Source organism: Thermosynechococcus sp. HN-54, from assembly GCF_023650955.1.
Taxonomy (GTDB): domain Bacteria; phylum Cyanobacteriota; class Cyanobacteriia; order Thermosynechococcales; family Thermosynechococcaceae; genus Thermosynechococcus.
Map to the genome: position 1 here is coordinate 2,640,157 of NZ_CP098039.1, position 12,981 is coordinate 2,653,137.

10 protein-coding genes are annotated in these 12,981 nt (G+C 55.0%); 7 read left to right on the forward strand and 3 right to left on the reverse strand.

The window, feature by feature from the left end:
• The first annotated feature begins 78 nt into the window (after positions 1-78).
• Entirely contained in the window at positions 79-1,227 is a 1,149-nt protein-coding gene (locus NBE99_RS12905; protein WP_250682443.1) for a citrate synthase, read from the forward strand.
• A gap of 158 nt (positions 1,228-1,385) precedes the next feature.
• Positions 1,386-2,990 (forward strand): Asp-tRNA(Asn)/Glu-tRNA(Gln) amidotransferase subunit GatB, encoded by a 1,605-nt coding sequence (gatB, locus tag NBE99_RS12910; RefSeq protein WP_250682444.1) that lies wholly within the window; start codon positions 1,386-1,388, stop codon positions 2,988-2,990.
• On the opposite strand, the gene NBE99_RS12915 is transcribed toward gatB, so the two are convergent.
• Genes NBE99_RS12915 through NBE99_RS12925 form a run of 3 tightly spaced genes read right to left on the reverse strand, consistent with a single transcriptional unit; the run spans position 2,973 to position 7,357 of the window.
• Positions 2,973-4,490 (reverse strand): NAD(P)H-hydrate dehydratase, encoded by a 1,518-nt coding sequence (locus tag NBE99_RS12915; protein WP_250682445.1) that lies wholly within the window; start codon positions 4,488-4,490, stop codon positions 2,973-2,975. The genes gatB and NBE99_RS12915 overlap by 18 nt on opposite strands.
• A complete protein-coding gene (locus tag NBE99_RS12920; protein WP_250682446.1) occupies positions 4,487-5,623 on the reverse strand; it encodes an anhydro-N-acetylmuramic acid kinase in 1,137 nt (378 codons plus the stop codon). Before NBE99_RS12920 ends, NBE99_RS12915 begins: the two co-directional genes overlap by 4 nt.
• Positions 5,624-5,632: 9 nt before the next feature.
• Positions 5,633-7,357 (reverse strand): ABC transporter permease subunit, encoded by a 1,725-nt coding sequence (locus NBE99_RS12925; protein ID WP_250682447.1) that lies wholly within the window; start codon positions 7,355-7,357, stop codon positions 5,633-5,635.
• 165 nt (positions 7,358-7,522) lie between these two features.
• On the opposite strand from NBE99_RS12925, the gene pyk reads away from it, so the two are divergent.
• The 5 genes from pyk to NBE99_RS12950 all read left to right on the forward strand — a co-directional run bounded on the left by pyk (position 7,523) and on the right by NBE99_RS12950 (position 12,962).
• Entirely contained in the window at positions 7,523-8,941 is a 1,419-nt protein-coding gene (gene pyk, locus NBE99_RS12930) for a pyruvate kinase (protein WP_250683743.1), read from the forward strand.
• Between the two features lie 77 nt (positions 8,942-9,018).
• On the forward strand, positions 9,019-9,726 hold the full coding sequence (locus tag NBE99_RS12935; protein WP_250682448.1) for an SIMPL domain-containing protein: 708 nt from the start codon (positions 9,019-9,021) through the stop codon (positions 9,724-9,726).
• A gap of 9 nt (positions 9,727-9,735) precedes the next feature.
• Positions 9,736-11,097: a DUF3370 domain-containing protein gene (locus NBE99_RS12940; RefSeq protein WP_250682449.1), complete on the forward strand. Its 1,362-nt coding sequence runs from the start codon at positions 9,736-9,738 to the stop codon at positions 11,095-11,097.
• Positions 11,098-11,159: 62 nt separating this feature from the next.
• The gene (moeB, locus tag NBE99_RS12945; protein WP_250682450.1) at positions 11,160-12,332 is read left to right on the forward strand and encodes a molybdopterin-synthase adenylyltransferase MoeB; all 1,173 of its coding nucleotides are present in this window, start codon (positions 11,160-11,162) and stop codon (positions 12,330-12,332) included.
• Positions 12,333-12,494: 162 nt separating this feature from the next.
• Positions 12,495-12,962, forward strand: a complete 468-nt coding sequence (locus NBE99_RS12950) for a photosystem I reaction center protein subunit XI (protein ID WP_250682451.1) — start codon at positions 12,495-12,497, stop codon at positions 12,960-12,962.
• Positions 12,963-12,981 lie beyond the last annotated feature (19 nt).

Sequence of the window (12,981 nt, forward strand, 5' to 3'; positions counted from 1 at the left end):
ACATCTTTCCCCTCTCCCCTAAAATTGATAGATACTGCAATTGCGATTCAGTTTGCCCCTTTTTAAGGACACGCGCGCATGGTTGCTTGCGAATTTAGCCCTGGTCTTGACGGTATTCCTGTTGCTCAATCGGCCATTAGTTATGTGGATGGCCAAGCCGGTATTCTTGAGTACCGCGGTGTCCCGATTCAGGAGCTAGCGGAAAAAAGCACGTTTTTGGAAACTGCGTTTTTGTTGATTTGGGGCTACTGGCCGACCAAGGAAGAATTGGAGGCGTTTGAACACGACATTACCTACCATCGCCGCGTTAAATACCGCATTCGCGACATGATGAAATGCTTTCCTGACAGTGGCCACCCCATGGATGCCCTTCAGGCCTCAGCGGGAGCCTTGGGACTGTTTTATTCGCGGCGGGCACTCGACGATCCAGAGTACATTCGGGCAGCGGTGATCCGCCTTTTGGCCAAAATCCCAACCATGGTGGCGGCGTTTCAACTGATCCGCAAGGGGAATGATCCGGTCATGCCCTGTGATGAGCTGGACTATGCGGCCAACTTTCTCTACATGCTCAATGAGCGACGTCCTGATCCCTTTGCAGCACGGGTGTTTGATATTTGCCTGATTCTGCATGCCGAGCACACGATGAATGCCTCCACCTTCTCGGCACGGGTGACGGCCTCCACATTGACGGATCCCTACGCCGTGGTTGCTTCGGCGGTGGGTACCCTTGCCGGCCCCCTTCATGGCGGCGCCAATGAAGATGTGATCAATATGCTCGAAGAAATCGGCAGTGTCGAGAATGTGCGTCCCTATGTAGAAAAGTGCGTTCGCAATAAGACAAAAATTGCTGGGTTTGGTCACCGCGTGTATAAGGTCAAAGATCCCCGCGCCACAATTTTGCAGAAGCTGGCAGAACAGTTGTTTGATAAATTTGGGGGCGATCGCTACTATGACATTGCCCTGAAACTGGAGGAGGTGGTGGGCGAGTACCTGAGCTACAAGGGGATTTATCCCAATGTGGATTTTTACTCGGGTCTGGTCTATCGGCGCTTGGGGATTCCCAGTGATCTGTTTACGCCGGTGTTTGCGATCGCCCGCGTTGCCGGTTGGCTAGCCCACTGGAAGGAACAATTAGAGGCCAATCGCATCTACCGTCCCACTCAGGTCTATACGGGTGCCCACAATCAACCCTATGTGCCCATTGAAGAGCGCGGCCGTCGCACCTAAATTCCCCCCCCCTGAAGACAGCCCTTTTCTGAAAATGGATATAGATCTAAGAAATCAAATGCTCTCCTGCACTTGCTCTCACAGCCTTGAGCCTGTTCCATCCTTGGGAAAAGGGCTGTAAGCTGCTTTATAGTGGCGGTATCCTTGTGGAGTTTCTGATGGCAAAGGCAAAATCAAGCAAACGGCAAGCAGCAAAAACGTCAAAAACATCAAAAGCGTCGAAATCCACTCCATCAACCTCGACGCAGCAGGTAGCAACCGTTGCGCCTGAACCCACCCCTGTGGATCCCGCCAGTCTTACCTACGAGGCGGTGATTGGCCTAGAGATTCACTGCCAACTGAGTACCGAAACAAAAATTTTCTCGTCTAGCTCGACCCAGTTTGGCGCACCCCCGAATACCAACATTGATCCAGTGTGTTTAGGCTTGCCGGGGACACTCCCCGTGTTGAATGAAAAGGTTCTCGAGTATGCCGTAAAGGCGGGCTTAGCCCTGAATTGTCAGATCGCCCCCTACAGCAAATTCGATCGCAAGCAGTATTTTTATCCTGACTTGCCGAAAAACTATCAAATCTCCCAGTACGACCTGCCCATTGCCCAGCATGGCTATCTAGAGATTGAATTGGTGGATGAAAACGGCACCGCCCGTCGCAAAAAAATTGGTATTACTCGGTTGCACATGGAAGAAGATGCGGGCAAGCTGGTGCATGCGGGGAGCGATCGCCTGTCTGGCTCCACCTACTCCCTTGTGGATTTGAACCGCGCCGGTGTACCGCTTGTTGAGATTGTCTCCGAGCCAGATTTGCGCACGGGTCAAGAGGCTGCCGAATATGCCCAAGAACTGCGACGCATCCTCCGCTACTTGGGGGTTTGCGATGGCAATATGCAGGAGGGATCACTACGCTGCGACGTCAATATCTCGGTGCGGCCGGTGGGCAGCAACACCTTTGGCACCAAGGTCGAGATTAAGAACATGAACTCCTTTAGTGCCATCCAACGCGCCATTGACTATGAAATTGAGCGGCAAGTGGCGGCCGTCAAAGCCGGTGAACCGATTGTTCAGGAAACCCGCCTCTGGGATGAGGCCACTCAGCAAACGCGAACCATGCGGGTCAAGGAAGGCTCCAGTGACTACCGCTACTTTCCTGAACCCGATCTCGGCCCGATTGAAGTCAGTGCTGAGCAACTGGCGGCATGGCGTGCGGATCTACCTGAACTGCCGGCGCAAAAGCGTCACCGCTACGAAACCGAGTGGGGCTTACCACCGCAGGATGCTCGTGTGCTCACCGATGAGCGAGCCGTTGCCGAATACTTTGAAGCCACCGTTGCCGCCGGGGCACCCCCGAAATTGGCGGCCAACTGGATCATGGGGGATATTACTGCCTATCTCAAGGAACAAAAGCTGGCGATCGAGACCCTGCCCCTGAAGCCCGCCGAATTGGCAGAACTGATCCAACTCATTGAGGCGGGCACCATCAGTAGCAAAATGGCCAAGGATCTGCTGCCGGAATTACTGGCTCAAGGCGGCTCCCCAAAAGCCTTGGTGGAGAAAAAAGGCCTCAGCCAAATTTCTGATGTTGCCACCTTAGAGGCAATGATTGATGAAGTGCTAGCGGCCCACCCCAATGAACTGGAGCAATACCGCGCTGGCAAGACAAAACTTCAGGGCTTCTTTGTTGGCCAAATCATGAAGAAAACAGGAGGGCGAGCCGATCCGAAGTTAACCAATCAACTCTTGGCCAAAAAGCTAAACGCTAGCGGTTAGGGCACGGCGCAGCGTCGGTAAGAGGTGGGCAATGAGCTGTTCGGGATAGACCCCCAAGGAAGTGGCTTCTCGTTCGGCTTCAAGGCCAGCTTGGGCATGCCACCAAACCCCACAATAGGTGGCGCTGAGGGCCTCCTGCTGTGCCAAAAGACCGCCCATGAGACCTGTAAGGACATCGCCACTGCCCCCTCGGGCAAGGGCCGGCGTACTGTGGGGGTTGATCCAGAGGTCACCACTGGGAGAAGCAATGGCTGTGCGTGCGCCCTTGAGAAGAACAATGGCGTTGCTACGGGCGGCAGCGGTGGTCACTTGATCGAGGCGATCGCCCCCTGCTGTCACCAGATCTGGAAAGAGCCGCCGAAATTCGCCATAGTGGGGGGTCAAAATTGTGGCACTGGGCAGCGGCCACGGCGAGAGTGTCGCTAGGATATTCAAAGCATCGGCATCTAAGACAAGGGGTTGCCCTGTCCTGAGAACGGTTTCCACAACCGCCACTGCCTCAGGGGTTAGCCCCGGCCCACAGGCAATGGCTGAGAACTTGCTCAAGTCTAGGGTTTCCGGTAAGCGCGCGATCGCCCCCCTCGGTGTTTCGGGGCAGCCAACAACAATCGCATCGGGGACTCGTGAGAGTACAAGGGACTTCAGGGACTGGGGTACTGCCACCACCAACATTCCCACACCCGTACAGCGGGCGGCTAGGGTACTGAGGAGAATACTGCCGCCAAACTGGGCAGAGCCGCCAATGAGTAAAAGCTGTCCCTGTTGATACTTGTGGGTAATGGGCGATCGCGACAGGGGTAATTCTTGCCAACAGGAAGCATCTAAGCAATGTCGCCGAGACACAGTGGCCAACGCCGCTTCAATCACCGCCGAGGGAATATCAAAGGGGATGAGCACCCCCTGCCCCACCCAAGGCTGTGCCTCCTCCACCAGTAGCCCTCGCTTCCACAGTCCTAAACAGAGGGTGCGATCGGCCTGAATTGCTGTACCTAAAATTGCTCCCGTATCACTGTGTAGCCCCGAAGGCACATCAATGCTCACCCGTGGTTGTCGCCAAGTGTTGATCTGATCAATGGCAGCGGCAAGTTCACCCGTCAGTTGTCGCTCTAGGCCAAAGCCGAAAAGGCCATCCACGATTAGGTCAACCCCCTGCAACGCCTCCACCGTCTCCATAAAGGGAATACTGAGAAAGCGAGCGTAGCGGGCATGATCCGCCGTCAGGGGCTTCAGTCGCTCAAAGGGCTGCCAGACCTTCACCCCATAGCCCCGGTGCCATAGTTCCCGTGCCACCACCAAAGCATCGCCGCCATTGTGGCCGGGGCCTGCCAAGACACCCACATAGGAATACTTCAGCCTAGGAAAATGCTTCTGGAGAAAGTCACTGAGGCGTTGCCCCACCTTTTCCATGAGGGCAGGAACGGGGAGGCCGGCCTCGAATATCGCCGCCTCAATCGCTTGCATTTCAGCAGTGGTGACAATGACTGGAAATGGGGTTTTCATGGCTGTCCCACCCAACGCTGACCCAAGGGAACCGCTTGGCGAGCACCTGTGACTTGGGGCAGATTTCCCGGCAATCCCAACACATGCCAGTAGGCAAGAATGGCGAAGGCGATCGCCTCTTTTGCATCCACTGGTACCCCAGCAGCAGCAGTGGTTTCCACGGGGATTTCTCCTAAATGCACCTGAAGGCGCTCCCTGAGGAATCCATTGTGGGCACCGCCGCCACAGAGGAAGACCCGCTGTGGTTTTTGGGGCAAAAATTGGCGATAGCCCTCAACCATACTGCGAGCTGTAAATTCCGTTAGCGTCGCTAGGAGATCCGCAGGGGCTAAACCCGCTGCATCAGTGTGGCATCGCTGCCAAAACGGCACACCAAAGTATTCTCGCCCGGTGGACTTTGGCGGCGGCTGGTGAAAGAAGGGGTCTTGCAGCCAGCGATCCACCAATGGTTCGATAATTTTGCCCTGCCGTGCCCATGCGCCATCGGCATCATAGGTCAATTCACCCCCTGATAACTCTGTTACCGCCAGATCAAGCAAGACATTGCCCGGCCCTGTATCCCAACCCATGACCCCTTTGCCGTCGGGATCCTCTCGTTGAGGCGGTAGGTAGGTGACATTGCCGATGCCACCGATGTTTTGCACACAGCGAACTTCCGTAGGATGACTCAAAAGACACCAATCCACCCGTGGCACAAGGGGTGCCCCTTGACCACCCAAGGCAATATCCTGAGCACGAAAGTTAGCAATGGTGGTAATGCCCGTGCGCCAAGCAATCCAATCTCCTCGTCCCAGTTGCAGACTGTACCCCAAGCGATCGCCAGCAGGGGGGCGATGAAAAACCGTTTGGCCATGGGAGCCAATGAGATCTGCCCGTGGATAGCCCTGTTGAACAGTTTCCGCCGCAAGGGCAAAGGCCTCGGCGATCGCCTCATCCAACTCTGCCAATTCAGCAAGGGTCAAGGGGGTGTCACCACAGACCTCAAGAATCCGCTGCCGTAGGCTGTCTGGATAAGGCACCGTACAAAAATTCAGCACCTCTACTTGAAGGTCGCGATCGCCCCCCTGTAGCTCCACTAAAGCCGCATCAATGCCATCCACAGAGGTACCGCTCATCAGGCCAATGACTCGCATCGTCACCGCCTACAGCAGTTGATACTTGGTTTCCGCCAAGCGGTAGAGGGGGCGCCAAACAAGGCGGTTCGTCAGGACAACTAGTAACGACATCACTGCGGTTGCCGCCATTAGCAAAGGAAAATCACCTTGGACACTGGCTGCCGAGATGGTTGCCCCCAAGCCAAGGGTTTGCTCCGTGCGATTTTGAAATTCCACATACTCGCTGACAATGCTGGAGTTCCATGCTCCGCCTACCGCCGTAATAATGCCCGTAATCAAATAGGGAAAAATCCCTGGCAAAATCAGGGTACGCCAGCGTTGCCACCAAGGCAGTTGATATACGATGGCCGCTTCAAATAGCTCTGTGGGAATCGCTTGGGCACCGGCAATGACATTGAAGAGAATATACCACATCGTCCCCAGCATCATCAGCGCCACAGAACCAATTTCCAGCCCCCCGCCCACGCGAGTAAGGGTTAACAGCAGCACGGGAAACAAAGCCGTCGCCGGCACGGACGCCGCAATTTGAACAACCGGTTGGAGAATTTGAGCAGCACGGGGATTGCGACCGATCGCCACCCCGACAGGCACCGTCCACAGGAGGGATAGGGTCAAAGCCACAGCCACCCGCGTCGTCGTCAGCACAGCTCCTAGGCCAATCCGCTGCCAATCTTGCCAATTGACCGCAAACATTTGACGGAAAAAGGCAATCGCCCCCCAACCAACGAGCGCTGCAAAGATAAACAGGATGATGGCCGTGATCGGCCAACTGCGTTGGGCTTTCTCAGGTGCAAAGAATTGACGTGGCTGTTTTGGACGCAACTGCTCATCGAGGCCTTCCCAGAGGGGCGAAAAAACGTTCTGATGAAACGCTCGCAACGTGGGCGATCGCCGCAGGAAATCGAGGACAAAGGATTTAGGAACATTCTCCGCCTCGACTATTTCCATCTTGAATTTCTCGCCCCACGCAATCAGGGGACGCCACACCAAAACATCAACAATGATGATCACACTAATCAGTACCGCCAGACCGTAGGCCAAAGCGGCATAGTCCTGCTGGTTTGCTGCCTCCGCGAGGTAAGAACCCAATCCCGGCAAGGTAAACGTTTTCTCGCCAATGGTGAAGGACTCAATCGCCATCAGGAAAAACCAGCCCCCCGCCACTGACATCACACTATTCCAGATCAGGCCAATGGCACCCGCCGGCAAATCCAGCGTCCACACCTGCTGCCACCACCCTAGCCGATAAATTTTTGCCACCTCCCGCAGCTCCCGAGGCACGCTAATCAAAGACTGATAAAAGCTAAACGTCATATTCCAAGCCATCCCCGTGTAGATGAGAATGATGGCTGCCAGCTCCACCCCAAGACGGCTCCCCGGAAAGAGGGCAATCAGTGCCAGCACCACCCCCGGCAAAAAGGACAGCACGGGAATCGATTGCAGAATATCCAGCAGAGGCAGCAGGATTTTTTCGGCCGTGCGATTGTAGTAGGCAATGTAGGAATAGAGGATGCTAAACATCAAGGAGATGATGTAGGCAATCAGCATCCGCAAGAGGGTTTGAGCGGTGTAACTCGGCAGTACCCTTGGACTGAGCTGAATGGTAATCGTGGAATCGTACTTTCCTGTAAACTGAGCAGCAGTGTTGACAATCCAAAAGATCAGGGCAATCAAGGCCAGAATGATCAGCCCATCTTGCCATGTCCATGGACGACTCAGGGTCTGATTGTCGGGGGTTAGGGGACGTGCCATCGCGACCTCCAGAGGTCATCTCCACGAGGCAAATTATAGCCATCTCCGTTCCCCTAACTCAAAGTCAGTGTTGCCACAAAACTTAACTCCGAATGCAAGCTAGGACACCGCAGGATGCCTTAAAGGATGCCTATAGTGAGGGAAGGGTTGATTGCGCCTGCCCTCATGTCCTTCTCCTTTCGTCGTACGAAAATTGTCGCCACCATTGGCCCTGCCAGTCGCTCGCGGGACGTGATTCAGCAGATGTTGGCAGCGGGAATGAATGTGGCACGGTTAAATTTCTCCCACGGCGACTACAAGGATCACGCCGAAACCATTGCCCTGCTGCGACAAGTGGCCAATGAGGCAGCCACCCCCCTGACACTGCTGCAAGACTTGCAAGGCCCGAAGATTCGTGTTGGCCAGCTTCCTAAGGGGAGTATTGAGTTGGTGGAGGGGGAGCAAGTCAACCTCGTGCCGCTCGCTGAGGAAGAGACGCAAGGCATTGGCATTGATTATCCTTATCTCGCCGAAGAGGCGCAGCCGGGGATGCAGGTGCTCTTGGATGATGGTCTGTTGGAATTGGTGGTAGAAGCCGTTACGGGGCAAACGGTGACTTGCCGTGTCGTTCAGGGGGGCATGCTTAAAAGTCGCAAGGGGGTAAACCTGCCCGATCTAAATCTGCGGTTGCCGTCCCTAACCGATAAAGACAAACAGGATATTCAATTTGGTATTGAACAAGGAGTGGATATTATTTCCCTGAGTTTTGTGCGACGGGCTGAGGATCTCTGGGAATTACGAGAGTACTTAGCGGCTCACGGCGCCAGTGATATGCCCGTACTGGCCAAAATTGAGAAACCCCAAGCCGTGGAAAATCTCTCAGCGATTTTGGGGGTAGCCGATGCAATTATGGTTGCCCGCGGCGATCTTGGCGTGGAAATGCGGGTGGAGAAGGTGCCGCTGCTACAAAAGCAAATTATTCGCGAGTGCAACTACCGCAGTATTCCCGTCATTACGGCGACCCAAATGCTAGAGAGCATGATCCACAATCCCCGGCCGACGCGGGCAGAGGCCAGTGATGTTGCTAACGCCATTCTTGATGGTACGGATGCGGTGATGTTGTCGGGCGAATCTGCTGTGGGGGCTTTTCCTGTACAGGCGGTGAAGATGTTGGCGCGGATTGCAGCGGATGTGGAGCCGCACCTTGAGTTTGACAATATGCCCGCCTACCGCAACGATGAAACCCATGCCCTCGGCGAAGCCCTGACCACGATTACCCAAATCCTCGATCTGCGGGCGATCGCCTGCTTTACAGAAACCGGCTATACTGCCACGATTGCCTCTGGGGAGCGGGTCAAGCCCATGATTGTTGCCTTTACCGATCGCCCCCGTATTTATCACTGGATGAATTTGCTGTGGGGTGTGAAGCCGATTCTCTTGGAAACCCTGCCCCTGACCTTTGAAGGGATGATTTCAGTGGCTGAAAACCAACTGCGCGAGCGGGGCATTGTGACCGAGGGGGATAAAATTTTGATTTTGGGAGGCATTCCTGCCCAAACCCCCCAGGGAACGAACTTTATTAAGATTCATGGGATTGGGGCCTAGATGGGAACAGACAACCAAGCCTCCACGATCTAAGGACAAACGACATGTCATGATTCTCTTAGGTGGTGAGTAGGACTGTGAAACATCCGCTGAGGCCTTTTTATCCCCTTGGTCTGGCTGCTGTCCTTTTAGGGGGGGCTGTCGTTATTGCTGAGCGACCCGCCATGAGCCAAGAAGTCCAGCGTACCCTGACAGTGACCGGTCGAGGCACAGAAACCCTTGCAGCGACGCTTGCCCAAGTCAGCCTTGGGGTTGAGGTTCAAGGGCGTACGGCGCAGGAGGTACAGCAAGAGGTGGCGCAACGAGCCAATGCGGTTTTGGCGGTTCTGCGGGGACGCGAGGTGACGCAATTGCAAACCACGGGACTGAGTCTGGCGCCCGACTACCAGTACACCAATAATCGACGGATACTGGTGGGCTACATCGGTCGCAATACCGTAAGCTTCCGCGTTGCCAGCGATCGCGTGGGACCACTACTCGATGCTGCTGTGCAAGCCGGTGCAACGACAATTGATAGCATTAGCTTTACGGCACCCGAAGCAACCATTGCTGCTGCCCAACGCACTGCCCTGCAGCGAGCGACCCAAGATGCCCAAAGTCAAGCCCAAGCGGTGCTCAGTGCCCTCAATCTCCAACCGCGCCAAGTGGTGAGTATTCAAATTAATCAGGCGGCACCCCCTCCAAGACCCCTTGCCGTTCGGGCAGCAACCATGGCCGATAACACGCCTGTGGTGTCTGGGGAATTACAGGTAGAGGCAAGTGTAACGCTGCAAATTAGCTACTAGGTCTGGGTAATGTCTGTTGATTTCCCTTGGTTTTTGGGGAGCTGTGCGGCGCTCGTTGCCCTCTCCCCCGTCATGGCTCAGGCGCCGGCAACGATTGAAAAACCACAAAAAGTGCTCCCTTTACCGGGTGCCCTTGATCAGGTGCCTGTGTTTAATAGCAATAGCCCAGAGGTGGTGCAGCGACCGGGCATTCTCCTGTCGACATTTCCGCCAGAGGGCAAAGCCACCCCCAAGGCTCACTTGAACTTTGCCTTTCGCGATCGCTTTGATATTTTTGCCCACCATATTGCAAAGCCCCTTGACCCACAGGATGTCACGACCCTCTACCTAGGGATTCTCGCCTACAACCCCAGTTCTGAACCGGTAACGGTGAATTTGATCCATGCCGCCAGTTACTTGAGTCAACCCGACGCTCCCTTTCGCCCCCTGCCCAGTCAGCAGGCCAATGATCTCGGCCAAGTTTTTGCCGGTCCGGGCGATCGCGTCATGCTCGATATTCTGCGGCAACGGCGACAATCGGGCTGGCCTGCACAAGTCGTGATTCCCCCTCGCCGTTATGCCCTGATCGCCAACTTACCGATTCCCGTCAAGGGGCTAGATCCACCTATTAATGGCCGTTCGCTGCTGATTCGTGCCCGTAGCAGTGGCCAAATTTACTTGGCCAGTTTAGCCCGCTTTGGTGAGGAGCCGCCCACCCTAGAGCAATGGCAGCAGACACTCCTACAAGGGGAACTGGTCACCCCCCGCGATCGCGCCCCCACGCCCCCCGATCAAGGGGGGAGCATGATCTATGGCCGAGTCGCCGGTGTCGCCCTTGGCTCCCGCTGGCATAATCCCCAACAGCAACCGATTCCGATTCCCGCCGCGGGGACTGCCTTTTCCTATCCCATTAGTTCCCTAGTGGCGGGGCGCTTGGGTACTGGACAAATTCAAACCGCGCCCTTGGTGGTGCGCTACCCCGATACCGCCTATGCTGCCCATGGTAACTATGCCGTTGAATATGATCTAGTGCTGCCCCTGCAAAACACCAGCGATCGCCCCCAGACAGTGCGCCTTGCCCTGCAAACTCCCATCAAGTTCGACGCCCCTGCCACCGGATTACGCTTCTTTGCTGAGCCACCCAACCGCATCTTTTTCCGAGGCAGTGTCCGCTTGCGCTTCCGCGATGATCAAGGCACCCCCCAAAGTCGGATCATTCACCTTGTCCAACGCCAAGGCCAACAGGGGGAGGATCTAGTGCGGCTAACGCTACAACCCCAAGAAATCCGCTGGGTACAGTTCACCCTGCTCTATCCCCCAGATGCCACCCCGCCCCAAGTGTTGACAATTGAAACCTTGGCAGATCCCCTGTCCCGCCCCTCAGTAAAATGAAGATTATCCCCTCACCTTTGCTGATCGGGTTAGATCAGCCGCATTTTTTATGAAGGGCTACCATGCTAAATCCAGACCTTTCTACGATTGAACTAACGAAAGACGACTATGAACGCTATTCCCGCCATCTGATTTTGCCGGAGGTGGGTATTGAGGGTCAAAAACGCCTCAAAGCGGCCAGCGTGCTTTGCATTGGCACCGGTGGGCTAGGGTCGCCCCTGCTGTTGTACCTCGCCGCTGCTGGCATTGGTCGCCTTGGTATTGTGGACTTTGATGTCGTCGATAGTTCCAATTTGCAACGGCAAATCATCCACGGTACCTCTTGGGTGGGCAAGCCAAAGATCCAATCAGCGAAGCAACGCATCCTTGAGATCAATCCCTACTGCCAAGTGGATCTCTACGAAACTCGCTTGAGCGCCGCCAATGCCCTTGAGATTATGGCGGACTACGACATTGTGGTGGATGGCACCGATAACTTCCCCACCCGCTACTTGGTGAATGATGCCTGTGTGCTTCTCAATAAACCCAATGTCTATGGCTCCATCTTCCGCTTTGAGGGTCAAGCCACGGTCTTTAACTATGAGGGCGGTCCCAACTACCGTGATCTCTATCCCGAACCACCGCCACCGGGTTTGGTACCCTCCTGTGCTGAAGGGGGCGTTCTAGGCATTCTACCGGGGATTATTGGCGTCATCCAAGCCACGGAGACCATCAAAATCATTCTTGGCAAAGGCACAACCCTCAGTGGCCGCCTCTTGCTCTTCAATGCCCTCGACATGAAATTCCGCGAACTCAAACTGCGCCCGAACCCCGAACGGCCAGTCATTGACAAGCTCATTGACTACGAAGAATTCTGTGGTATTCGCCAAGCCAAAGCACAGGAGGCCGCACAAATGGCAGACATTCCCGAAATGACCGTCCAAGAACTCAAAGCCCTCATGGACAGTGGCGCCCAAGATTACGTCCTTGTGGATGTGCGCAACCCCAATGAGTATGAAATTGCCCGAATTCCCGGCGCTGTACTCGTTCCCCTATCAGAAATTGAAAATGGCCCCGGTGTGGAGAAAATCCGCAGTCTAGTGAATGGCCATCGCCTCTTGGTGCACTGCAAGATGGGGGGTCGCTCTGCCAAAGCCTTGGGTATCCTCAAGCAAGCGGGCATTGAGGGCATCAATATCAAAGGGGGTATTAACGCTTGGAGTCAGGAAGTCGATCCCAGCGTGCCCACCTACTAACTGCCACCTGAGGGCGGGGCTGCGTAAGGGGATGTTGCGATACATGAACTTTCTTGAAGAGATGAACGCTGTCTCTCGCGCGATCGCCCGCCCTTGCCTAGAATAACCACTTAGGTCTGTGCCTGTGCGCGGACATGACGGAATGCTAGGGAAATAAAAATCATGGCAGAAGAACTGGTTAAGCCATACAATGGCGATCCCTTTGTGGGGCACCTATCAACGCCCATTTCTGACTCTGGCCTAGTGAAGACGTTTATTGGCAATCTACCCGCCTATCGTCAAGGCCTCTCGCCCATTCTACGAGGCTTGGAAGTGGGAATGGCCCATGGCTATTTCCTCATTGGCCCTTGGGTCAAGCTGGGTCCCCTGCGGGACTCCGATGTGGCCAACTTGGGCGGTTTAATCTCTGGTATCGCCCTAATTTTGATTGCCACGGCTTGCTTGGCAGCCTATGGTCTAGTCAGTTTTCAAAAGGGTGGCAGCAGCAGCGATCCCCTGAAAACCAGTGAAGGTTGGAGTCAGTTTACGGCTGGCTTCTTTGTGGGTGCCATGGGTGGTGCCTTTGTTGCTTTCTTCCTCCTTGAAAACTTTTCTGTTGTCGATGGCATCATGACGGGTCTCTTTAACTAGAGCCTTTGTCACACTTTGC

Bases quoted from the DNA above. Each gene is read 5' to 3' on its own strand.
- NBE99_RS12925 (WP_250682447.1), bottom strand. From the start codon at position 7,357: ATGGCACGTCCCCTAACCCCCGACAATCAGACCCTGAGTCGTCCATGG.
- gatB (WP_250682444.1), top strand. From the start codon at position 1,386: ATGGCAAAGGCAAAATCAAGCAAACGGCAAGCAGCAAAAACGTCAAAA.
- NBE99_RS12920 (WP_250682446.1), bottom strand. From the start codon at position 5,623: ATGCGAGTCATTGGCCTGATGAGCGGTACCTCTGTGGATGGCATTGAT.
- NBE99_RS12905 (WP_250682443.1), top strand. From the start codon at position 79: ATGGTTGCTTGCGAATTTAGCCCTGGTCTTGACGGTATTCCTGTTGCT.
- NBE99_RS12915 (WP_250682445.1), bottom strand. From the start codon at position 4,490: ATGAAAACCCCATTTCCAGTCATTGTCACCACTGCTGAAATGCAAGCG.
- NBE99_RS12950 (WP_250682451.1), top strand. From the start codon at position 12,495: ATGGCAGAAGAACTGGTTAAGCCATACAATGGCGATCCCTTTGTGGGG.
- moeB (WP_250682450.1), top strand. From the start codon at position 11,160: ATGCTAAATCCAGACCTTTCTACGATTGAACTAACGAAAGACGACTAT.
- NBE99_RS12940 (WP_250682449.1), top strand. From the start codon at position 9,736: ATGTCTGTTGATTTCCCTTGGTTTTTGGGGAGCTGTGCGGCGCTCGTT.
- pyk (WP_250683743.1), top strand. From the start codon at position 7,523: ATGTCCTTCTCCTTTCGTCGTACGAAAATTGTCGCCACCATTGGCCCT.